Raw genomic sequence first — 23,590 nt, 5'->3', positions numbered from 1 at the left:
CAGATTAATCGATAGACTGCGTTGCTTCCAACGCTTGCTCCAGCGTGGGATAAAACGTGCGGCGTCCCGCGATAGGATGCACATTGGCGCGCGCCAACGTTTTCAGCGGTTGGAACGGAATATCGGTTATCAATAACTGCTTGTCAGCGGGTAATGCATCGCTGAAACTCAAGAACGCATTCAGTCCTCCGGCATCCAGAATCGGCACAGCGTCCCATTGCAGAATGATGGTCTGATAATTCTCGCTACGTTGCAGAATGTCGTTAAAAATGCGTTCCGCAGCAGCGAAAAACAGTGGGCCGTTCACCCGCAGTACCAGTCGCGTCGGCGATGAGGTTTCAGGGCGTTCGCTAAGCCGGGTCATTTGGGCGATGCAGCGCATAAACAGCAGAGAGGCCAACACAATCCCCACCGTAATCGCAATCACCATATCACAAACAGCACGGTCATTGACATGCAAAGCAGCATGACAATGATGTCATCTTTGGGGCCGTGACGCAGCAAATCCACCACTTTATGGGCTTCGCTCATGTTCCAGGCGACGATCAGCAGCAGCAGCGCCATGGCGGTCAATGGCAGATAAGAAAGCCAGGGGGCCAGCACCAAAAGCGCCAGCAGCACCAACAGCGCGTGCACCACCGCCGAAATGGGGGAGGTTGCCCCGGCGCGCACGTTGGCGGCGGAGCGCGCGATAGCCGCGGTGGCGGTGATGCCGCCAAAGAACGGCGCGATCAGATTACCCAAGCCTTGTCCCATCAATTCGGCATTGGAGTTGTGTTTTTTACCGGTCATACCGTTCAGCACCACCGCGCACAGCAGTGATTCGATAGCGCCAAGCATCGCCATGGAAAATGCCGCAGGGAGCAGGGCAGAAATGCTCTGCCAGTTGAGCGTCATGGCCGGTTCACCGGCTGCGGACACATTCCACGGTAGCTCCCACTGCGGCAGAATAGGCGGAATTCCCTGACCCTGCGAGCCATCAGCCAGCATATAGCTAAAGCGGGAGCCGATGGTGGCGACATCATGGCCCATCAGCGACATGATACCCATGACAGCAACGCCTGCCAGCAGCGCAGGCAAATGGCCCGGCAAGCGGATGCCCAGTTTGGGCCAAAAAACCAGCACTGCCAGCGTAGTCAGGCCAATAAGTGTGTCAGCCATCGTCAGCGTTGGGAGCGCTTGTGCCAGCGCCATCACTTTTTCGATATAGTGCTCCGGCACGGTGGTCAGGTGCAGACCAAACAGATCCTTAATCTGCATAGTGACAATGGTGATACCGATGCCTGAGGTAAACCCTAGAGTCACTGACAGCGGGATATATTCAATCAGGCGTCCAAAACGGCAGACGCGCATCAACACCAAAAACACCCCGGAAAGCAGTGTGGCCATCAGCAAGCCTGAGAGGCCAAACTGCTGGGAAACCGGATAAAGAATCACCACGAAGGCTGCCGTTGGGCCGGAAACGCTATAGCGTGACCCTCCGGTTACCGCAATGACAATCCCGGCAATTGCCGAGGTGTAAAGCCCGTACTGCGGTGGAACACCGCTGGCAATCGCCAACGCCATTGCCAGTGGAATGGCAATAATCCCTACGGTGATTCCCGCGATAATGTCGTGAACCAAACGTTGTGCGGTATATTTTTCGCGCCAACAGGCGGCGATCAGCGCACTAAAAAGCGTAACCCCGCTTACTCCATGCGTTTTCATCTTATGTCAGACCAAAAAAGGACAAAAAAATGGCGGGCAGTTGGCCCGTCGTCGATAAGTGAAGTGTAGGATACGCCTGTTAAGCGCGGAGTGTTAAGACTTACATCAAAATACAGGGTGCCCTGACGTAAAATCAGGGCCTTCCTGTAGGATCACAGCATGATTGTCATCAAATACGCAGCAAACAGCACTAAATGTGCGCTGCCGTTCAACACGTTGGTCCTGCCCGTTGAGAACGAAATATGACATAACATCAACACCGAGACCATGACGACGATGCTTGGCATTTCCAGACCGAAATTCAGCGTATTGCCCGTTAAGCTGGCAATGACGGTTACTGCTGGCACGGTCAGTGAAATCGTGGCGAGCACCGATCCGAAAAACAGGTTCATTGCACGCTGCACCTGATTACGCAGCACCGCTTTGATAGCGCCCAGCCCCTCAGGAGAGAGAATAAGCAGCGCCACCAGAAAGCCAGCGAACTGCTCTGGGGCATTCATGCGTGTCAGCAGCGCATTAAGCTGCGCAGAGTCCATTTTGGTGATACTGATCACCGCCACAAGATGAATTAGAAGCCAGGCGGTGTGCCACAACGAACTGTGTGAAGAGGGTTTGCCATGGTGCGGGTCGCCGTCATCACTTTCATCCTCATGTTCGTAGATAAACAGGCTCTGGTGCGTGCGCGTTTGGATCAGAAGAAACACGCCGTACATGGCGGCGGAGATGAGGGCGATAATCAGCGCTTGCCCGGTGGTAAAATTACTGCCCGGCAGTGAGGTGGGGAAGACCAGCACGATAATTGCCAGTGGGAAAATGGCCATCAGGTACTGCTTGATACCGATCAAATTAACGTGCTGAGTGGCAAATTTCCGACCGCCTAACAGTAAGGCAAATCCGACCAGGCCGCCGCTGACGATCATAATGATGGAATAAAGCGTATCACGCATCAGGTCTGGACCGGCATCGCCCGTGGCCATCAGCGCAGAGATCAGACTCACTTCAAGAATAACGACGAAGAGACTGAGGATCAGTGAGCCGTAGGGTTCGCCCAGTCGGTGGGCCAACACGTCAGCATGGCGCACTACGCTAAAGGCGCTGGCGAGAATGCCCACCAGTGCAATAAAGTTGATGCCAAGGATAGCCATCAGGTTTTGTGCATCGCTCCATTGCAGCAATACAAACAGCGCGATGATGGGGAAGATCAGGGAATATTCGTGGTGACGCGTTTTGATCACCTCGGTGTGCGACTTCATGGCGGGCGGCTCCTTATCATAAAGTATTGAGTCTTACTAACAGTGCCGCACACCTTATTGTTCTCTTTACATGCGCCACGCGGATAGCGACGGCAATGCATGGTTAAGGGTGTGACGTTGCGGAAAAAAGTGGCTTAGAGATAGTTATAGCCTAAAAAACAAATGCAAATTAGCAGAATGCGCGCAGCAGGTGGGAGATTTTAAGTAATTTTACATTTTTGAGGGCTAAAATAGGATTAGTGGGGAGAATTTGGCAGTTTTCTCCCCACTGTATTGATGTGGCTAGTGAATTTTAGCCCACTCAATCATCCGGGTTATCCATGACATCGTGACGTTTCTGGTGATAATCCTCTTCGTTTAACCCTTCACACCAATATGGCATGGCGTAGAGCTGATTTCTCTCAACCTTGAGTTCTCTGCGTACGTAACGGCGTAGTTGCACCACGATGCGGTCTTCGCCCGCCAGCCAGAAAAATGCACTGCTGGCGTCAATATCGCGCGTCACGGCGTGGAACTGTTGCAACAACGTATCTGTGCTGACGGTCGAGCCGACCACCCAATGCACGCTGAGGCCGGTGGGAGCGGCCAGTAGCAGACGATCGGCCTCGCTGTCGATGCGGATAACGGCATGGGGGGCAGCGCGCCGAGCAGCGCCGCAATAGCGGGCAACGAAGAGGGATCGCCTGCCAGATAATAGGCGCTGGACGCAGGCAGCATTGGGTGCGGACCACCCGGTTGAGTAATGCCTACTCTGTCTCCGGGCTGTGCGTTGCGGGCAAACGTGACGGCGGGTCCGCCGTGGTCGTGCAGCGCAAAGGCAACATCCACTTCGCCCAATTTGGGCCGGAATGCATAAATAGTATAAGTGCGCACGACGGGGCGCGCCTCACCTTCTGGCCATTGTGGGCGTCGTTCTCCCAAAGTGGGTAACGTAGGCTCTTTCTGGCCGGGGCGCGCTAAAAACAGTTTGATATGCGCGGCATGTCGCCCGACTGCTGGATAGTTGTGCAGTGTGTCGCTGTGAAAAGTGATGCAGCGCAAGTGCGGTGAGAGATCGGTGATGCGTTTAACCTGGATTAATCGGGGTTGGGCTGGGTGAAAACCTGTCGGATGAGCCATTAAATTTCTCCATCATTCAGCCGATATCGTTATTGATGTGATGGATAACATCGTAGCATGTTGATGATAGTGATTATTATTTTAGTGACAGGCAAAAAGCACGCGTGGCTAAAAAGGCGTTGTTCACCCTTTTTTGTTACGATTTCAGCGTTACATTAACCCTTTGTGATTAAGATCAAGCTTGATTGCCACACAAAAAATGGCATATTCTGGAATCAGTTGCAGAAATTTTAAGCAGTTACGCTGTTTTTGTCAGAAAGAACGCGGCGGTTATTGTTCGGTTATTGGCTGTTAAGGGGTAAGGTATTGTTAACAAGCGATTTTTTACAAAAAGCTGATTGTGGTACGTCTTTTGGTTGTATCGAAGAAAACTTGCTGCTCACGCCTCAGCAGCGAGCGGACTCCCTGAACCAGACGCTATCACGTCGCCCTGATAGCCCGGTGTGGGTCTTTGGCTACGGCTCACTGATGTGGAATCCGGTATTTACACCGGAGGAAGCCCGTTTGGCCACACTTCCAGGCTGGCAGCGCGCATTTTGCCTGCGCCTTACGGCAGGACGCGGTACGGCAACGCAACCTGGACGCATGCTGGCATTAACGCCAGGTGGGAAAACGACCGGAATGGCATTTCGTTTGCCGGAGGACTCACTGCGTGAGGATCTGAAACTGCTGTGGAAGCGCGAGATGATTACCGGTTGCTACCGTCCGGAATGGTGCGATCTGCACTGCCAAAACGGCGAAACACTCACGGCGTTGGTGTTTGTTTCGCAAGAGCAACATCCGCTGATTGAAGCGGATACCTGCATACACCGCGTTGCTCCCCTGATTGCCAGAGCCAGTGGTCCGCTGGGAACCAACGCACAGTATCTGTTTGCACTGGAAGAGGAGCTTAAAAAACACGGTATGGCCGATGAGTGCTTAACGGCGCTGGCGCAGCGGGTGAGAGAGCTTCAGGAACAGGCGAAGCAGATACATCCACAGCAGGGCGACTGGTGGGGCGTTTAGCATCGTTAACCAACATCGCGTTAATTAACACATCATCGAACAACACCTTAGCGCGTCGCCATTGACCGCAATAAATCAGTCAATGGCGACGCAACGGGTTACCAACCTACGCCAAGGCCTAGCGTATACATGGTATCGTCCACATCCCCTTGATTACTTTCGATGCGGGTGCGCACCACGCGCATACTCAATGAAGACCAGTCGGTCAATTTGAAGCGCAAGCCGCCTTCCGCTTTCAAATAGATGGGGGCAGTACCATCTAGAGAACGCCCAACTTCACCGTTGGTGAAGGCTTCAATGGTTTTGCTGTACAGATAACGGTTGTAGGCCCATTTCAGACCGGCGGAGTAGAAGTTGTCCTCTTTGCCTTCCGCTTCATTCTGATAGGTAAAGGTTTGGCTGTTGACCAGAGACGTCAGAGAGAACGCGCCTAAATCATTGTCCCAGAACTGGTAACCGGGACCAAGACCGAACGAGCGGTTGACCTTGATTTTCTCGATCCAGTCGCGTTTGTAATAGTAACGCGATTGGACGAACCATTGCTCATCGAGAAATTTATCCAGTGCGTATTCGCCGGAGGCATTCTTGGTGCTGCGAACATCATTCTCGGTGGCTTCGTGGTATGTACCATCCACGTTATGACGCCAGGTGCCGTGGCGCATCCGGGTATCAAGGGTGACGTCGTAGTTTTCTGTCTCGGTAGAGCTCTTCTTGTGCGACATCCCGGCGTCGATATTGCCTTTCCAGGAGAAGTCAGTGACCAACGGTTTTGCAGTAACGATAGATTTGATATTGGTCAGAGCCAGCGTTTGTTCACCTTGACCTGCACCGGCAGGCGCGCCGACGACGGAACGGTTTTCACCCGCTTTCAGGCTCGGATACAGCACGCCGTTTTCATAGCGTTCTCCCTGAATTACCAACCCGTGGTCGGATTCGAAGGTTTTGACCTGATCCCAGGCAACAGAAACGGAGCCTGCATAATCCGTGGTGATAAACAGTTTTCCGCCGTCAAGCAGCGTAATTTTCCCGGTAATTTTGTCCCCGTTGTTGAGCCAGACCGTATCGGCGTAGCTTGCAGACGTGCCAGTCATTGCTAGAGCAAAGGCCAACCCCAGGGAAGATAGTGCGCGTTTAGTATGTGTCATTTTTTGGGAGATAATACAGTGGAAGTCGTTGATGAATAATGCTGCCAATGGCGCTGGCTAAAGCAGTTGGGCCGTTAATTTCGGCACTGCAAACAGTAACAGGAAATGTGATCTGACTCTACAATAAAACATCGATTCGTTAGAATCTAAATTGTTATAAAACATATCAATGATGATTAAGCGCTATAACCAGATCAAAATCACCTTTCAATAAGGTGCTATCCCCTTTGCGCCGTCCGGTGGCGCGAAGAGAGGGGAGGGACATCACGCCGTTTGTTGTGGCTTGCGTAGGTTTCTCTCAGGACGCGCCTTACGTGGCAGAAAACGCGTTGTGAGAAATTGGCGCACCCGCGTCACAATTTGCTCCTGGAACAGTAAGCAGATAACCACGGTTGCCAGCAAAAATATACCGTAGCCGGGCAGTGAAAGCTGCACGTTCCCGGCGGCCACTGCGCACTGCTCCCAATCGTTAAAGAAGGTCTTAGGATCGCCGCACAACAACTGCTCCAGCGTTCGGAACAGATTAAACAGCGGGACATGAAACGCAAAAATAGAGAGTGATGCTGCACCCAACCGCGGTGACCAATGGCGCAGCCAGTGGCTATCCGGATCGCGTGCCAGCGTGCTCAGACACACTAATCCCACCTGAGCGGGCAGCAGCAGACCGTTGTGCAACAAGAAATACCAGTAGGCCTCGCCATTGTTGAACAACCAAGCACCTGCGATGAAATTCAGCAGAATGAACGCGGCAATCCCCGAACGTTGGCCGCTGGTCAGCGGCATTCTGGCGCGATCGCGATAATAGCGGAATAGAGCATAGCCTAAAATCCCTGCTAAAAATTCTGGCAAACGGAAAATAGGTCCGCGTTGCAGTAAACCGGTGTAGGGCATACCAAGCTGCTGCTTCCAAATAATCCAGGCAGGTGGTATCAAATAGAGCAGACAAACAATACCAAGCCACAGCCAGGGGTGACGACTATTAAGTAAGCGTGGCCCCAGTGCAGGGAACAGCAAATAGAAGAAAAACAGCGTTGAGAGCGACCACTGCGGGGCATTGAACGTCAGAAAGTGGGGATTCCACGCTTGCAGCATAAACACTTGCAGCAGGCCATTGAAGAGCAATTGTGCATTGGTCATGTAATGGCGCAGGCTTTCCGGATCGACATTCGGCTCATTGGTGTCATAAATGACAAAGCGTGCGCTGGCGACCTGACCTTCCGGCGGAACTGCTAGCCATTGCATCAGGGTGACCACGGCGATAGAGGCGAGCAGTGCCATGATATGGATGGGATAAAGGGTGAACAGCCGTTTGGCCCAAAAATGGCGGGCGGGTTCGCGCAATTGCCCACCGTGAATATAAACGTGGGCCAGCAAAAAACCGGAAAGCACGAAAAAGGTGCTGGTGGCGAAAAAAACCATGCTTGTCAGTTCACTTAAAAAAGGCATACGTTTTACCTGGGGATAAACATGGGCTGTGTGATAGATCATCACATAGCAGCTGAGCAGAAAACGCAGCCATTCCAGTCCGATAAAGCGTTCTGTACGCTGTTTAATCATGATTGTCCCTCTGCGCCGAGCAGCAATGCGCATTACGCCAAACGGCGTCGAAAATCATTACTGTGGCGAATAGCAAAAAACGACTCTTAATGTGAGTTTAGCGAAGTAAATAGAGGGAATAAGTAGGATTATGACAATAATCCCCACTCATAGTTTATGAATGGTTTAATATTCATGGTGTTATTTAACCAAATGAAAAGAAATGTAAAGTTTTTTAAAGAAGGAAGACTCTCTTTTTTCACCTGTATTCAGGTTTACCCGTGAATAAAATCCGATCGAACGCATGAATGACAGTAATGTTTATAGGGCGATTAAATCTCACAGAACAGCGCTAAGCAGCCTGGCAATCAAGGAGTAACAATGTTAATCGTGGATTTTTATTTGGTCGATGCGTTTACACAGCACACGTTTGGCGGCAATGCGGCAGCGGTATGCCCATTGACGGCATGGTTGCCGAATGAACGCTTGTTGCAGATGGCACGCCAGCACAACCAGAAACGGCCTTTTTTGTACCCTCAGAGCAGGGCTTTGCGTTACGTTGGTTTACCACGCAGGGTGAAATCAACCTGTGTGGACACGCCACGCTGGCGGAAGCGCATGTGATTTTCACCGCCATGGGGCACGCGGGAGATACGATCCGTTTCTCGACCCGTTTCGTCGGGGAACTGACAGTCACGCGCAGTGATGCGGGTTTGACGCTTGATTTCCCTGCCTGGCAGGCGGAGCCGGTCACGCCGCCCGCGCTGTTGTTGCGCTGTTTGGGGATCGACGACGCGGTTGAGGTACGTGCGGCACGCGATTATCTGGTGGTACTGGAAAACCAACAATAGGTCGAAGCGTTAACGCCAGATATTCACGCCATGAAACACTTGGGCAAATTGGTGTGCGTGACGGCACCGGGAGACGACTATGATTTTGTCAGCCGCTTTTTCTGCCCGGGAGAAGCCGTTGCCGAAGATCCGGTCACTGGCTCGGCGCACAGCATGTTGATTCCCTATTGGCACGATCGATTAGGAAAAACCACGATGCGTGCACGCCAGGTTTCAGCCCGTGGCGGCGATTTGCATTGCCAATGGCAAGGCGATCGGGTGCTGATTAGCGGCCAGGCTGTCACCTATCTGGAAGGTAAAGTCTTCTTGCGTTAACCGTCAACGTGGTGCTGCCCGGATGGCGCTTATGGCGGCTCCCGGCGATTAAAAGATTTTCTCTTGCAGCACCCACACTGCCGCTTTCACACGCGATTTCAGCTTCATTTTTTTCAGCAGATGCTTAACGTGCACCTTCACTGTACTTTCCGTGATGGAAAGCTTGCGTGCAATCACTTTATTGGCAAGCCCTTGTGCCAGCAGTTTCAGAATATCGCGCTCACGGGGCGTCAACTGCTGAATACTGCGATCGCTCCCCTGACGGTTTTCCCGCAGGCTGGCGGCGAGGATCGGCATCAGGGTTTCGCTAAGCACAATCTTACCCGATGCCGCCTGATGCAACGACACCAACAAATCTTCCGGTTCCATGTCTTTAAGCAGGTAGCCATTCGCCCCGTTTTTCAAGGCGCTCACCACGTCATCTTCATGATCGGAAACGCTAAAGACGACAACGCTGCCAGAGAGCGCCTTTTCTCGCAAACGCACCAGCGTCTCCAATCCGTTCATACCGGGCATGTTCAGGTCCAGCAAAATCAGGTCTGGATCTAACTCTGCCGCCAATATCACGCCTTGTTCCCCGTCGCTGGCTTCACCCACCACACGCAAACCGGGCACCATGCTGAGCAACTGTTTTACGCCATTGCGCAACATTGGATGGTCGTCAATCAATAAAAGGGTCGCGCTATCGTCGTTTGGCATTTCATTCGTCATGGTCTTCTCCTGTTAATTCCGGGCGGTAGCGGTTTTCTGCGTCAAAAGTCACTTTCACCTGCGTTCCGCCATCCTGATGGCGCGCAATAACACACTCTCCATGCAGGCTGTGTGCGCGGTCTCGCATGATAATCAAACCGTAATGATTGGCGCGCTGGCTATCTTGAACGATGCCGATGCCGTTATCACGTACGGTCAATTCGATACGTTTTTCGCGCCGCACCAGCGTAATGTCCACCTCGCTTGCCTGCGCATGTTTGTAGATATTGCTGAGCGCCTCACGCACGATTTGCAGGACATGAATTCCCTGATGGGCCGATACCGCTTGTGGTGGCAACTGATAATGCAACTGCAAAGGAAATCACAAGCGTTTTTCATATTTTTCGACGGTGGCGCGCAGTGCGGGCAACAGGCCAGATTCGTTGAGTTGCAGTCGAAATGTGGTCAATAGCTCACGCAGTTGACGCTAGGCGGTGTTCAGTTCTTCACGCATTTCGGTCAACTGACTGCGTATCTCATCTGACAGATTTCCGCCTTGCACCTGAATGCAACTGACATGAATTTTCAGGCAAGAGAGCGATTGGGCCAGTGAATCATGCAATTCACGCGCAATTGCCGCACGTTCTTCCATCAGTATCAGTTGCTGCTGGTGTTCAGATTGTCGTTCCAGTGTCAATGTACTGGTGAGTTGTCTCAGCAGGGTATTCAGCAACTGCTGTTGATCCGGGCTCAGTTCGCATTCACCGGCTCGAGTGGCCAGCACCATGCCATATTGATGGTGTTGATCGTGCAGCGTCCAAAATAGCGGCTCTCCGCTGGCAGTATTCGCGTTTCTGTATACACCGCAGCTTTGGCAATTGGCGTCAGGACAGCTCGCCGCATCGTAAGGTGCTTCGTGACTGAACTGATGAAACTGCTCCTGGTTATTGCTCTCATACAGTCGCAGTTGGATATTGTTCAGCGGCATTAGCGCGGGCAATTCGTTGAGAATAGGCATCACCCGACTGCACAGCGGCGCGTTGGTATGCAAACGACGGCTGGCGCGATACAGAAAGGAAAGGGTATCGTTTTTCTGGCGCAGACGGGTGGTCTGTTCCGCAACGCTTTGTTCCAACTGGTGGTAGATAGCGGAAAGTTCATCCGACATACTGTTCAACGCTTGCGCCAGCGTGCTCATTTCATCTTTGCCGGAGAGGCTGACGCGTTCACTGAAATCACCGTGGCCGATGGCTTGCGCCATGGCGACCAGCTTACGCAGCGGTGTCAGCAAACGGTGACGTAAATAGAGAATGGTTGCCAGCAGCACCATGCCCATCAGAGCGATAAACAGGCGTTGGATTTTGGTGACCAACGCAATGCGTTCTTCGGTGCTGTGGTTGATGGCGAACACCAGATCATCCAACTGCGCGACAAAGGCAGCAACATCTCTGGCGGCTTCATCCGGGCGAGACGCCTGCTGCAACTGGGGACGCAATTGGGTTTGCCAGAACGCGCGCAGTTGAGAAAACGGTTCGCTCAACCCTTCGCGCAGCACCGCCTGCTGTAAATCTCTGTTGGTCTCATCACGTTCGAGATCGTCCTGGTAAATGTGGCTGCTGTTGGATAACGGCATCATGGAGAGCAGGCGATAGCTCTGCATACGCAAGGAGCCCGCTTTATTGATGGCGTGCGCATTTCCTTGAATATTCTGCGACATTCAACTGGATATGCCCATACCCACAATGCCAAGCAGTCCGAGTAACAACATCAGCATCGCTACCTGGTGTGTCAGCGACAGCGGCAGTAAAAGACGTTTAACCATGGGAACTCCACGTCGCCATCCTTCGCTCAAAGCGTTGTTCAACAAATGTCCTGTTTTTGCACGTGTGCTGTATCGCTGAATCAGACGACAAAGCGAAAGGTATCTGATAGGTCTGCATTCTTCACCATCCTTCGCTATAACCCCATACCCCTTAATAAGTACCCACAAATATCCGTCTCGGGTCATAGCTGGGAGTAGTTGAGGGTGAAGTTGCGTTAACGGGCTGAATTCGCGGTTTTTATTTTTTAACGCAGGGTTACTCACAAGGTGGTGGATGGAGTAGAAAGGGCGTTTTTTACCTGACAGGGCGTTAATTCATATCAATTTTATTTACACTAGCATCCCTCATGTTGCGCCCTGAATGCCCTGTTATTTCCCTCAAAGTTATATACCGAGTTTTACTCACTGAGGTTTTTATGACGCAACCTTCAACAACAAATGATCCTACGTGCAAGCCGCTTAACGCGACCATTGGCGAGTGGTACCCGGAAGATCCCGATTTCTGGCAACGGCAGGGGCAGCGCATTGCCACCTGTAACCTGTGGATTTCCATCCCGTGCTTATTGCTCTCTTTCTGCGTCTGGATGCTGTTTAGCACCGTGGCCGTTAACCTGAATAAAGTGGGATTTCACTTCTCGACTGATCAGCTGTTTTTATTAACCGCGCTGCCCTCGGTGTCCGGCGCGTTGCTGCGCGTACCGTACTCCTTTGTCATCCCCCTCTTTGGTGGACGACGCTGGACCACCCTGAGTACCATGATTTTGGTGATCCCGTGCCTGTGGCTGGGGTTTGTGGTGCGGGATACGCAAACGCCGTATCACACCTTTGTCATCATCTCGTTGCTGTGCGGCTTTGCTGGGGCGAACTTTGCGTCCAGCATGGCGAACATCAGTTTCTTTTTCCCTAAAGCCAGGCAGGGGGGTGCGCTAGGGCTGAATGGCGGATTGGATAATCTGGGTGTTAGCGTGATGCAGATTCTGGTGCCGCTGGTCATTTTCTTGCCGTTGCTTGGCGCGGCTGGCGGTGTAGCACAGACGGATGGCAGCACGGTGTGGTTGTATCGCTCCGCCTGGATTTGGGTGCTTTTCCTGCTGGTGGCCTCGCTGGCGGCCTGGTTTGGCATGAACGATCTGAGCACCACCAAAGCCTCCATCAGTCAGCAAATGCCGGTGCTCAAACGCTTGCATTTGTGGGTACTCAGTTTTCTTTACCTCTCCACGTTTGGCTCGTTTATCGGATTTTCTGCGGGCTTTGCCATGCTCGCCAAAACGCAATTTCCCGATATTGTTATCCTGCACTACGCGTTTTTTGGCCCTCTGCTTGGCGCATTGGCGCGACCGGTGTGCGGCATGCTGTCCGACCGTTTTGCTGGCGTACGTGTCACGCTGATCAACTTTATCTTGATGGCGCTATTCTCGGTATTGCTCTATCTATCGTTGGCTACGGATGGTCATGCGGGCAGCTTCGCCGTGTTCTTTGGGTTGTTTATGCTGCTGTTCCTCACCGCCGGATTGGGCAGTGGATCGACCTTCCAGATGATTGCCGTGATTTTCCATCGTTTGACCGCAGAACGCGTTAAAGCGCGTGGTGGCAGCTATGACGATGCGCTGCGTGAAGCGGCGACAGACTCTGCTGCCGCGCTTGGTTTTATCTCTGCCATTGGCGCCATCGGCGGGTTCTTTATCCCCAAAGCGTTCGGTACGTCACTCGAGCTGACCGGTTCACCGGCGGGGGCAATAAAAGTGTTTATCCTGTGTTATGGGGTGTGCGTGTTGATCACCTGGCTGTTCTATGGGCATAAAACAGCGCGATAGCCGATAACCTGATGGTGAGCTACCCGTCACCTCTGGCATTCCGGCCCACCGCCGTCACTCCCATCCACTTCCATCATTCCGCCCACTTCCGTCATTCACGCGAAAGCGGGAATCGCTTGCAGAAGAAACGCGTTCATTCTCATCGAGATCCCCAGCTTTCGCTGAGGATGACGAAGCGTAAAATGACGGGTTCAGCAACCTCGCGCGGCGCATCATTGCGTCGCGTTTTGCTTTCTATCTTCCTCTCGCCACGCTACCTACCTCCAAATAGTCACGAGATGAAATCATTGTTATCCCTTTGGGTACAAAGATTATTAATATCTATATTTTTCATATTGATATGTTTTTTTGTTTTCATAATCCCTTGGTGGTATTTCATTCGATTTCGCCGTTTGACACACCGTATCGGCTACGCGCATTCATAACGACAGAAGCCAGCAGGCTTCGCAGTAGGAGAGTCCGGATGAGCAAATTTCTTGACCGGTTACGTTACTTTAAACAATTGGCCGAGCCCTTTGCAGATGGGCACGGTCAGACGCTCAATACCAACCGGGATTGGGAAGATAGTTACCGCAGCCGCTGGCAACACGATAAAGTGGTACGCTCCACGCACGGCGTCAACTGTACCGGATCGTGCAGTTGGAAAATCTATGTGAAAAATGGTCTGGTCACCTGGGAAACGCAGCAGACCGACTATCCTCGCACCCGCCCGGACCTGCCAAATCATGAACCGCGCGGCTGCCCGTGTGGTACCAGTTACTCCTGGTATCTTTACAGCGCCAATCGCCTGAAATACCCGATGATGCGTAAGCGTCTGCTCAAGCTATGGCGTGAAGCCAAACTGGCGTACTCCGATCCGGTCGATGCCTGGGCTTCTATCGTGACCGACCCGGCAAAAACCGCTTATTACAAGAAAATACGCGGTCGCGGTGGCTTTGTGCGCTCTGACTGGAACGAGGTCAACGAACTGATCGCGGCCTCCAACGTATACACGGCCAAAACCTTTGGACCCGACCGCATTATCGGCTTCTCGCCAATCCCGGTGACGTGGATGGTGTCTTATGCGGCGGGGGCGCGCTACCTGTCTCTGCTCGGCGGTGTCTGCCTGAGCTTCTACGACTGGTATTGTGATTTGCCGCCGGCGTCGCCGCAGACCTGGGGCGAACAGACCGATGTGCCGGAATCAGCCGACTGGTATAACTCGTCGTACATTATCGCCTGGGGTTCCAACGTGCCGCAAACGCGTACCCCGGATGCGCACTTCTTTGCCGAGGTGCGTTACAAGGGCACCAAAACCGTGGAGGTGACGCCGGATTATGCGGAAATCGCCAAGCTGTGTGACCAGTGGCTGAATCGGAAACAGGGCACCGACAGCGCTATGGCGCTGGCGATGGGCCATGTGATTCTCAAAGAGTTTCATCTGGACAACCCGAGCCGCTATTTCACCGACTACGTGCGCTGCTATACCGACATGCCGATGCTGGTGTTGCTGGAACCGCGTGAAGAGGGTTACTACGCGGCGGGCCGCATGCTGCGAGCTTCCGATTTGCTGGATAACCTCGGTCAGGAAAACCATCCGCAGTGGAAAACGGTGGCTATTGATGAGCAGAGTGGCACTCTCACTGCGCCACAAGGTTCCATTGGCTACCGTTGGGGCGATCAGGGCAAATGGAATCTGGAGCAGCGCGACGGAGTCAGTGGCGAAGAGGTACAACTGCGCCTGAGCCTGTTGGGTGTGCACGATGAGGTGGCAGAGGTTGGTTTCCCGTACTTTGGCGGATTACCGAGCGAGCATTTCAGCAGCGTTGCCCTTGACGAAGTGTTGTCCCATAAACTGCCAGTAAAACGCCTGACGCTGGCCGATGGCAGCGAAGCGTTGGTAGCCAGCGTTTACGACCTGACGCTGGCGAATTACGGGCTGGATCGCGGACTGAACGATGAAAACTGCGCTTGTGACTATGATGAGGTGAAAGCCTACAGCCCGGCGTGGGCCGAGCAGATCACTGGTGTTTCGCATTATAACATAGTACGTATCGCACGCGAATTTGCGGATAATGCCGATAAAACCCACGGCCGTTCAATGATTATCGTCGGTGCCGGTATCAACCACTGGTACCACATGGACATGAACTACCGTGGCCTGATCAACATGCTGGTGTTCTGCGGCTGCGTTGGTCAAAGCGGTGGCGGTTGGGCGCACTATGTCGGTCAGGAAAAACTGCGTCCGCAAACCGGTTGGACACCGCTGGCGTTCGGTCTTGATTGGCAGCGTCCGCCGCGCCACATGAACAGCACCTCCTTTTTCTACAACCACTCCAGCCAGTGGCGCTACGAAACGGTAGCACCGCAGGAATTCCTGTCGCCGCTGGCGGATAAATCCCGTTTTACTGGCAGCATAATCGATTTTAACGTGCGTGCCGAACGCATGGGCTGGCTGCCCTCTCCGCCGCAGTTGAACGTCAATCCGCTCAGTATCGCCGCCAACGCGTAGCAAGCGGGAATGACGCCGCAAGAGTATGCCGTGCAGGCGCTGAAAGCAGGCACTATCGCGTTTGCCGCTGAACAGCCGGACAACCCGCAAAACTTCCCGCGCAACCTGTTTATCTGGCGTTCTAACCTGTTGGGTTCGTCCGGTAAAGGGCACGAATACATGCTCAAATACCTGCTCGGTACTGAACACGGGCTGCAAGGCCAGGATCTCGGTAATCAGGGCGGCGTTATGCCGGAAGAGGTGGAGTGGCAGGTACAGGGCGGTGAAGGCAAGCTGGATCTGGTGGTGACGCTGGATTTCCGCATGTCCAGCACCTGTCTCTATTTCGATATCGTATTGCCGACGGCCACCTGGTACGAAAAAGACGACATGAATACCTCAGATATGCATCCGTTTATTCACCCGCTGTCAGCGGCGGTTGATCCTGCCTGGGATGCCAAGAGTGATTGGGAAATCTACAAAGGCATTGCCAAAACCTTCTCGTGCGTGTGCCAGGGGCATCTTGGCGTCGAAACCGATCTGGTGACGTTGCCGATTCAACACGATTTTGCGGCAGAATTGGTGCAGCCGTTCGGCGTGGATGATTGGAAAAAAGGCGAGTGCGATCTGATCCCCGGAAAAACCGCACCGCACCTGATGGTGGTCGAACGCGATTACCCGAATCTCTATGAACGCTACACCTCGGTGGGATCGTTGCTGGATAAACTGGGTAACGGTGGTAAAGGCATTGGTTGGAACACGCAAACTGAAGTCGATTTTCTGAGAAAACTCAACTACACCAAGGCTGAAGGCGCAGCGGCGGGGCGGCCAAAAATTGACACTGCCATCGACGCAGCGGAAATGATCCTGACGCTGGCACCGGAAACCAACGGTCAGGTGACGGTAAAAGCCTGTGAGGCGTTGAGCAAATTTACCGGTCGCGACCACACGCACCTGGCGCTGAATAAAGAAGATGAAAAAATCCGCTTCCGCGATATTCAGGCCCAGCCGCGCAAAATCATCTCTAGCCCGACCTGGTCAGGTTTGTAAGATGAACACGTCTCCTACAATGCCTGCTACACCAACGTGCATGAGTTGATTCCGTGGCGCACGCTGTCAGGCTGTCAGCAGTTGTATCAGGATCACGAATGGATGCGCGCCTTTGGAGAAAGCCTGCTGGTGTACCGCCCGCAAGTAGATACCCGCGCGGTGGCACCGGTGATTAATCAGAAACCAAACGGCAACCCGGAGAAGCCGCTCAACTTCCTGACGCCGCACCAGAAGTGGGGCATTCACTCCACCTACAGCGACAACCTGCTGATGCTGACGTTGGGGCGCGGTGGGCCGGTTATCTGGCTGAGTGAGGATGATGCACGGGATTTGGGCATTATGGACAACGACTGGATAGAGGCGTTCAACACCAACGGAGCACTGACGGCGCGTGCGGTGGTGAGCCAGCGCGTACCGGTAGGCATGACCATGATGTACCACGCGCAGGAGCGCATCGTGAACTTGTCCGGATCAGAGATCACCGCCCAGCGCGGCGGTATTCACAACTCGGTGACGCGTATTACGCCGAAACCCATGCACATGATCGGTGGTTATGCGCAGTTAGCCTACGGCTTTAACTACTACGGCACGGTCGGGTGTAACCGCGACGAATTCGTAGTGGTGCGCAAAATGAAACGTATCGATTGGTTGGATGATGAAGGCCAGGATTACGAACAGCCCGCAGCCCGTTCACTGACCGCGCAGGAGAAAGCCTGATGAAAATTCGTTCCCAAGTGGACATGGTGCTGAATCTGGACAAATGCATCGGCTGCCATACCTTCTCCGTTACCTGTAAAAACGTCTGGACCAGCCGCGAGGGGATGGGATACGCCTGGTTCAACAACGTCGAAATCAAACCGGGTGTGGGCTATCCCCACGCCTGGGAAGATCAGGACAAATGGAAAGGCGGCTGGATTCGTAAAATCAGCGGCAAACTGGAACCGTGCATGGGCAACCGCGTCAGCGTACTGTCCAAGATTTTTGCCAACCTGGATGTGCCGCAACTCGATGACTATTATGAGCCGTTTGACTACGACTATGAAAACTTGCGTAAAGCGCCGGAAGGGAAACATCAGCCGATAGCGCGTCCGCGCTCGCTGATTACCGGTCAGCGCATGAAGAAAATCGAAATGGGGCCGAACTGGGAAGATGATCTGGGCGGTGAGTTCAACGGGCGTGCCAAAGATAAAAACTTTGAGCATATGCAAAAGGAGATGTACGGCCAGTTCGAAAACACCTTCATGATGTATTGCCGCTCCTGTGCGAGCATTGCCTGAACCCGGCTTGCGTCGCGACCTGCCCGAGCGGTGCGATTTACAAACGTGGGGAAGACGGCATTGTGCTGATCGATCAGTATAAATGTCGCGGCTGGCGCATGTGCCTGACCGGCTGCCCGTACAAAAAAAATCTACTTTAACTGGAAGAGCGGAAAATCCGAAAAATGCATCTTCTGCTACCCGCGTATCGAAAGTGGGCAACCGACCCTCTGTGCTGAAACCTGTGTTGGTCGCATCCGCTATCTCGGTGTGCTGCTGTATGACGCCGATCGTATCGCTGAAGTGGCAGCCACGAAGAGCGAGCAGGATCTCTACCAGCGTCAGCTTGAGGTATTCCTCGACCCGAACGTGATTGCTCAGGCGCTGAAAGACGGCGTGCCGCGCGGGGTTATCGAAGCGGCACAGCAATCGCCGGTCTACAAAATGGCGATGGAGTGGAAATTGGCGCTGCCGCTGCACCCGGAGTATCGCACGCTGCCCATGGTGTGGTATGTGCCGCCGTTGTCACCCATCCAATCAGCCGCTGATGCGGGCGCGCTGGCACACAGCGGGGTGCTACCGGACGTGGAAAGTCTGCGCATTCCGGTGCAGTACCTGGCAAATCTACTGACGGCAGGTGATACCGCACCGGTACTGCTGGCGCTGAAACGCATGTTGGCGATGCGCCACTTTAAACGTGCAGAAACTGTAGAAGGGGTGATCGATACCCGCGCACTGGAGCAGGTGGGCTTGACCGACGCTCAGGCACAGGAAATGTATCGCTACCTGGCGATTGCCAACTATGAAGATCGCTTTGTCGTGCCGTCCAGCCACCGTGAGTTGGCGCGTGACGCCTTTCCGGAAAGCAAAGGATGCGGTTTCAGCTTCGGCGAAGGTTGTCACGGCAGCGACAGCAAATTCAACCTGTTTAACAGCAAACGCATTGATGCCATTGATGTCACCAGCAAAACGCGTGACATGAACAGTAAAGTGATGCAGGAGGATTGATGATGATGACGTTACGCATTATCGCCCGCCTGCTCGATTATCCCGATGGGGAGCTGTGGGCGCATCATCAGGAACTGATTGAGGCGCTGGCACAAGATGACGCGCTGTCACCGTCACTGCGCGAGCAATTGGCGCAGTTTATCCGACAACAGTGTGCGCAGGATCTGCTGGATAAGCAGGCCGAATAATGCGCGCTGTTCGACCGGGGCCGCGCGACGTCGCTGCTGTTGTTCGAACATGTGCACGGTGAGTCGCGCGATCGCGGTCAGGCGATGGTGGACCTGATGCAGCATTACCATGCGGCGGGTCTTGAGCTTGACTGTCGCGAATTGCCGGATTTTCTGCCGCTCTATCTCGAACACCTCTCGCGATTGGGATCAGCAGAAAGTCGTGCGGGGCTGTTGGATATCGCGCCCATTCTGGCGTTGCTCGGTGCACGTTTACAGCAGCGCGACAGCGATTATGCCCTGTTGTTTGATGTGTTGCTGACACTTTCTGGTAGTACATTAAAAAGTGACAATGTCACTCATAAAGTGGCGGAAGAAGCCCGTGACGACACGCCGCAGGCGTTGGATGCGGTATGGGAAGAAGAGCAGGTGAAGTTCTTTGCGGATAAAGGGTGCGATAGCGCGCAGCAGACCGCACACCAGCGTCGTTTTGCGGGCGCGGTAGTGCCCCAGTATCTGGATCTTGACGCACAACCTGCCGGAGGAAAAAACCATGCACTACGTTAATATGCTGTTGTTTGATATCTATCCTTATCTGGCTGCGCTATGACTATGGGCAATATTCGTGGCGTGCCGGTTCCAGCCAGATGCTGGATAAAAAGGGCATGCGCTTGGCCTCGAACCTGTTTCATCTGGGGATTTTTGCCGGTCACTTTTTGGGCATGCTGACACCACACTGGATGTACGAAGCCTTTTTTCCCATTGAAGTGAAGCAAAAAATGGCGATTCTCGGCGGCGGATCGGCCGGTGTACTGACGTTCGTGGGCGGTATTTCGCCGGCTCACTCATCCGCGCATTCGTGCTACATCCAGCGTTGGCGATATTCTCATCCTGTCGCTGTTGGTGATTTAGTCCGGATTGGGGTTGTTGACTATCCCGTTTTCCGCGCAGCACATGGACGGCAGCGAAATGATGAAACTAGTCGGCTGGGCACAGTCGATTGTAACCTTCCACGGCGGCGCATCGGCGCACCTGGACGACGTTTCCTGGGTGTTTAAACTGCATATTGTGCTTGGGTTAACCCTGTTTGTGCTGTTTCCGTTCTGCCGCCTGGTGCACATCTGGAGTGCGCTAGTAGAATATCTCACGCGTCGTTATCAGTTGGTGCGCAACCGCCGCTAAGTGATATCGGTACAGAAAATCCCGCCGTTATTCGGCGGGATTTTTTTGTTTCTGTATTGCCGTTATTTAAACAGTCCCAGCACAAAGTTCAGGATCAGCGATGGGATAGTGAAATCAGGGTCAGCAAAGGTCACCCCTTTCGCGCCCAGATCGGCAAACAGCGGCAGCGTGAGGGCGGGTAACACACAAAGCAACAGCCCATTGATAAAGCTGGCAATGATGGGACCTCTGAATCCGCCAGTCGCATTGCCGAAAATGGCTGCTGCGCCGCCAGTGATAAAGCTCGCCATAATACCGGGGACAATAATCGGCAGGCCGATAAATGGAAAGATCAAAATACAAATCAACTCAACCAGGAAGCTCACCAAAAAGCCGATCAGCGTCGCGTTAGGCGCTTTATCGAACAGCACCATAACGTCAACCGCAGGAACCGTTCCGGGGGCGAAGACTTTGGCAAACCCCTTAAATGCCGGAGCGATTTCAGCCGTAAACAGGCCGACGCCCGCTTTTGCCAAATAGAGATCACAGGCGAAGGTAGCGGATTGCTCCAAGATGAAAATCAGCACGTTTTTATCAGCCGCGCCGCTACCATACACCATCACCATGGCGTCTTTAATTTGCGGTTGGGTGGCAAAAATGCAGGAGATAACCAGCAAGATCAGCATGGTCAACAACGTGGCGACATTCGGCTCGCGCAAAAAGTCGAAGCGATTGCTGATTTTCAAATGCTCGGTGTCATGCTTGGTGTTGCCAAACCATTTCCCCATGTAAGAGCCGAGAATATAGGAAGAAATTGCCGCATTAGAGATAGAGTATTCATCAGAGCCGATGATTTTACGGCTGAATCGCCCCAAGACATGGGGAGCAAATGCCATGTAAAATCCGATGAATGCCGATGCGATGATAACGATAGACATCACGCTGTAGCCTAACTGCGCCAATACGGCGGTCAGAGCGAAGGCCATAAACAGCACCAGATGTAGCGATAAATAGATATTTTTCATACGGGTAAAACGGACTAACAGGATATTGATGATCATAGAGAACAGCAATATCAATGCTGCGGTGGTGCCTATTTTGTCAATAGTCGCTGCCATAATGGCTTCATTGCTGGGCACGACGCCAACAATGTTAAAGGCATGAGAAAATAAACTGCTAAAAGCGGTAAGCACTTTCATTAAAATGCCGCCACCCACTTTTATCATGGTAAAATCAATAAAAGACAGAAATGTCCCGGTTATTAATCGTGATAGCGTAGCTTTTTGGAATAATAATCCTAAAAAAGCGACGATGGCGATGATGAGAGACGGCGTTTTAACCAGACTTAATAATATGTCCATGTTGACCCTGTAGATATAGTGATGGCTAACGTACTTGCATAACAACGGCTCTTGGCATAACGGCACCTGGAGACTGGACGTGGCTGTTCCCGCCACTGTTATGCAACATGCGTTGACGTTATTAAGAGCCTATCCCAATAGGCTACCTTTCCTGCCTTTGGTGGTGTTCCACATCAGCAGATACTCTGCTTGTGCTGTAATTTCGGCGCGCTCTCGGTGGCGCAAACGGGCTGCGTCAATGACGCCTACTGGGATAGGCTCTACATCTTTAAAATTTAGCGTTACGATAATTATTGCCGTATTACTACAGCACGAATAACACATTTCTCTCAGCGCAATCTTTTTAATATGAGATCCGAATCTAAAAAATAAAATAATGTTCCTAAATTGTAAAGCATTGTTTCTTTGTTTTTTTAAATAGGAATTTTACTAATTAATACTGTGCGTTTTTAATAGTTAACTTTTCTAGGTAATCACTGGTTAATTTTTTGTTGTTATTCTTTTATAAGATATGAATCATAAAGGGTTTTATCTATCGAATAGGTTTTATTTTTTGTTTTAAGAATAAAACCGCACTCTATAAAACGTGATGAATTTTCTTAGGTTGTTGGGATTGAATTAATAGTAAACCTTTAATCTTCAATTACATTGTCTATAAAGCTCCGCATCGTAAGAGAACTTGCTCATTGCCATTTTTGCCTATACTTGATGAAGAATGGGTCGTTCGCGTATGTCTTGGATACGCGTTTTCATGGGTAAAACACTAGGTGGTTATGGGAATCTTGTCCTGGATTATCTTTGAGTTGATCGCGGGTATTTTGGCAAAATGGATCATGCCGGGCAAAGACGGTGGTGGATTTATTATTACGGTGTTGCTTGGCATCGTTGGCGCGGTGGTGGGCGGTTATATCAGCACCTTCTTTGGGTTTGGCCGTGTGGATGGCTTCAATCTCGGCAGTTTCTGCGTTGCGGTGATTGGCGCCCTGGTGGTGCTGTTGGTGTACCGTAAGATTCGCGCGTAATCGTATGAGGCGGGATAACTTTCCCGCCCTTACCCCTTTAGATAAGACCACAGGGTGAGCCCCAGTAGCATCAGTCCACCACCGAGGTTGATAGCAGTTTCCATCCTCTGCATAGTGATTGTGTGCGCCGAACGCAGCAGCACCTGCGTTGTTAGCAGTAAGCACCCACCCATGATGGCGACATGCATCGTTGCCAGCGTCATAAAGCTTATCACGCTCTGTGCCAGTGGCTGGTTATCACGCGCGGCGCCGGCAAACAGAGGCACTACCGTCACATACAGTAAAATGGCTTTGATATTGAGCACATTGGCAACGTAGGCGACGCGAATCCCCAATGAACGGCCGGAAGTGGGAGAGCGTGCAGACCCTTGCCAGCCACGTTGTATCAGGCGTGATGCCAGATAGACCAAGTACCCGGTGCCGAGCAGTGTGAGAGCGCGCATCAGTGCGGGATAGCGTAGCAACAGCGCAGAGATCCCAATGCTTGTCAGTATCGCGTGCGTATAAATGCCCAATGCGGTGCCGACAATAACACGCAGTACGCCACGAGCACCCTGTGTCACCGCATTATTGAGCGCCAGCGTGAAGCTGGCACCGGGCGACAGGGCGATGGGCATTATGGTAGCGATAAATCCGATTACATCCATGCAGTTAGCCGAAAAGGTATCTGTCTGCTGATGGTAGCGAATCACGACCTGAAAGGCTGTGACAAGAAGAGGATATTTGGCGTTGACGATTACACCTAGCTGAGCCTGGGTCAGACTGATGACGAAGCCACTTTACGCTTCGTCATCCTCTGCTTCCTTTGTACCATCCTTGGCTTCCCTCGCGTCATTCT

Annotated in this window: 9 protein-coding genes and 8 pseudogenes; 8 read left to right on the top strand and 9 right to left on the bottom strand. The window is 52.6% G+C overall.

Going from position 1 to position 23,590, the window contains the following annotated elements; all coding sequences use genetic code 11:
- Positions 1 to 4 precede the first annotated feature (4 nt).
- The 3 genes and pseudogenes from dauA to CS369_RS11985 all read right to left on the bottom strand — a co-directional run bounded on the left by dauA (position 5) and on the right by CS369_RS11985 (position 4,079).
- Positions 5 to 1,707: pseudogene (gene dauA / locus CS369_RS11995) on the bottom strand (C4-dicarboxylic acid transporter DauA).
- Between the two features lie 152 nt (positions 1,708 to 1,859).
- A complete protein-coding gene (gene chaA / locus CS369_RS11990) occupies positions 1,860 to 2,960 on the bottom strand; it encodes a sodium-potassium/proton antiporter ChaA (protein WP_196907270.1) in 1,101 nt (366 codons plus the stop codon).
- A 301-nt stretch (positions 2,961 to 3,261) separates the two neighbouring features.
- Positions 3,262 to 4,079 (bottom strand): annotated as a pseudogene (locus CS369_RS11985) (siderophore-interacting protein).
- Between the two features lie 306 nt (positions 4,080 to 4,385).
- Between CS369_RS11985 and CS369_RS11980 the strand changes: the two are divergent.
- A complete protein-coding gene (locus CS369_RS11980) occupies positions 4,386 to 5,084 on the top strand; it encodes a gamma-glutamylcyclotransferase (protein WP_196907269.1) in 699 nt (232 codons plus the stop codon).
- Positions 5,085 to 5,182: 98 nt separating this feature from the next.
- Here CS369_RS11980 and CS369_RS11975 read toward each other — a convergent pair whose 3' ends face one another.
- Positions 5,183 to 6,229 (bottom strand): DUF481 domain-containing protein, encoded by a 1,047-nt coding sequence (locus tag CS369_RS11975; RefSeq protein ID WP_196907268.1) that lies wholly within the window; start codon positions 6,227 to 6,229, stop codon positions 5,183 to 5,185.
- 264 nt (positions 6,230 to 6,493) lie between these two features.
- Positions 6,494 to 7,786, bottom strand: a complete 1,293-nt coding sequence (locus CS369_RS11970; RefSeq protein WP_196907267.1) for an acyltransferase — start codon at positions 7,784 to 7,786, stop codon at positions 6,494 to 6,496.
- 360 nt (positions 7,787 to 8,146) lie between these two features.
- Here CS369_RS11970 and CS369_RS11965 point away from each other — a divergent pair.
- Positions 8,147 to 8,931: pseudogene (locus tag CS369_RS11965) on the top strand (PhzF family phenazine biosynthesis protein).
- 48 nt (positions 8,932 to 8,979) lie between these two features.
- Here the strand turns inward: CS369_RS11965 and narL are convergent.
- Together narL and narX are read right to left on the bottom strand one after the other, a co-directional pair.
- Positions 8,980 to 9,630, bottom strand: a complete 651-nt coding sequence (gene narL, locus CS369_RS11960) for a two-component system response regulator NarL (RefSeq protein WP_196907292.1) — start codon at positions 9,628 to 9,630, stop codon at positions 8,980 to 8,982.
- A gap of 1 nt (position 9,631) precedes the next feature.
- Positions 9,632 to 11,443 (bottom strand): annotated as a pseudogene (gene narX / locus CS369_RS11955) (nitrate/nitrite two-component system sensor histidine kinase NarX).
- Between the two features lie 416 nt (positions 11,444 to 11,859).
- Here narX and CS369_RS11950 point away from each other — a divergent pair.
- From CS369_RS11950 to narI, 5 genes and pseudogenes are all read left to right on the top strand, one after another.
- Positions 11,860 to 13,257 carry a NarK family nitrate/nitrite MFS transporter gene (locus tag CS369_RS11950; RefSeq protein WP_196907266.1) on the top strand — a complete coding sequence of 466 codons (1,398 nt, stop codon included), beginning with the start codon at positions 11,860 to 11,862 and terminating at the stop codon, positions 13,255 to 13,257.
- Positions 13,258 to 13,720: 463 nt separating this feature from the next.
- Positions 13,721 to 17,494 (top strand): annotated as a pseudogene (locus CS369_RS11945) (nitrate reductase subunit alpha).
- Positions 17,494 to 19,041 (top strand): annotated as a pseudogene (gene narH / locus CS369_RS11940) (nitrate reductase subunit beta). Before CS369_RS11945 ends, narH begins: the two co-directional pseudogenes overlap by 1 nt.
- A gap of 2 nt (positions 19,042 to 19,043) precedes the next feature.
- Positions 19,044 to 19,775 (top strand): annotated as a pseudogene (gene narJ, locus CS369_RS11935) (nitrate reductase molybdenum cofactor assembly chaperone).
- A pseudogene (gene narI / locus CS369_RS11930) lies at positions 19,762 to 20,390 on the top strand (respiratory nitrate reductase subunit gamma). The pseudogenes narJ and narI overlap by 14 nt, the downstream one beginning before the upstream one ends.
- A 62-nt stretch (positions 20,391 to 20,452) precedes the next feature.
- On the opposite strand, the gene CS369_RS11925 reads toward narI, so the two are convergent.
- Positions 20,453 to 21,730 carry a PTS ascorbate transporter subunit IIC gene (locus tag CS369_RS11925; RefSeq protein ID WP_196907265.1) on the bottom strand — a complete coding sequence of 426 codons (1,278 nt, stop codon included), beginning with the start codon at positions 21,728 to 21,730 and terminating at the stop codon, positions 20,453 to 20,455.
- A 773-nt stretch (positions 21,731 to 22,503) separates the two neighbouring features.
- Here CS369_RS11925 and CS369_RS11920 point away from each other — a divergent pair.
- A complete protein-coding gene (locus CS369_RS11920; RefSeq protein ID WP_196907264.1) occupies positions 22,504 to 22,752 on the top strand; it encodes a GlsB/YeaQ/YmgE family stress response membrane protein in 249 nt (82 codons plus the stop codon).
- Between the two features lie 29 nt (positions 22,753 to 22,781).
- Here the strand turns inward: CS369_RS11920 and CS369_RS11915 are convergent, their stop codons facing one another.
- Positions 22,782 to 23,399, bottom strand: coding sequence for a LysE family translocator (locus tag CS369_RS11915; RefSeq protein ID WP_196907263.1), 618 nt, complete (start codon positions 23,397 to 23,399; stop codon positions 22,782 to 22,784).
- Positions 23,400 to 23,590 lie beyond the last annotated feature (191 nt).

The organism is Candidatus Symbiopectobacterium sp. 'North America' (assembly GCF_015762685.1).
In the GTDB taxonomy this organism is placed as follows: Bacteria; Pseudomonadota; Gammaproteobacteria; order Enterobacterales; family Enterobacteriaceae; genus Symbiopectobacterium.
Note: the sequence above shows the minus strand (reverse complement) of the source record. Positions and strands in the feature narration are given on the sequence as shown.

Coding starts and splice junctions, on each gene's coding strand:
- narL (WP_196907292.1), bottom strand. CDS start 9,630: ATGCCAAACGACGATAGCGCGACCCTTTTATTGATTGACGACCATCCA.
- chaA (WP_196907270.1), bottom strand. CDS start 2,960: ATGAAGTCGCACACCGAGGTGATCAAAACGCGTCACCACGAATATTCC.
- CS369_RS11920 (WP_196907264.1), top strand. CDS start 22,504: ATGGGAATCTTGTCCTGGATTATCTTTGAGTTGATCGCGGGTATTTTG.
- CS369_RS11970 (WP_196907267.1), bottom strand. CDS start 7,786: ATGATTAAACAGCGTACAGAACGCTTTATCGGACTGGAATGGCTGCGT.
- CS369_RS11950 (WP_196907266.1), top strand. CDS start 11,860: ATGACGCAACCTTCAACAACAAATGATCCTACGTGCAAGCCGCTTAAC.
- CS369_RS11925 (WP_196907265.1), bottom strand. CDS start 21,730: ATGGACATATTATTAAGTCTGGTTAAAACGCCGTCTCTCATCATCGCC.
- CS369_RS11915 (WP_196907263.1), bottom strand. CDS start 23,399: ATGGATGTAATCGGATTTATCGCTACCATAATGCCCATCGCCCTGTCG.
- CS369_RS11975 (WP_196907268.1), bottom strand. CDS start 6,229: ATGACACATACTAAACGCGCACTATCTTCCCTGGGGTTGGCCTTTGCT.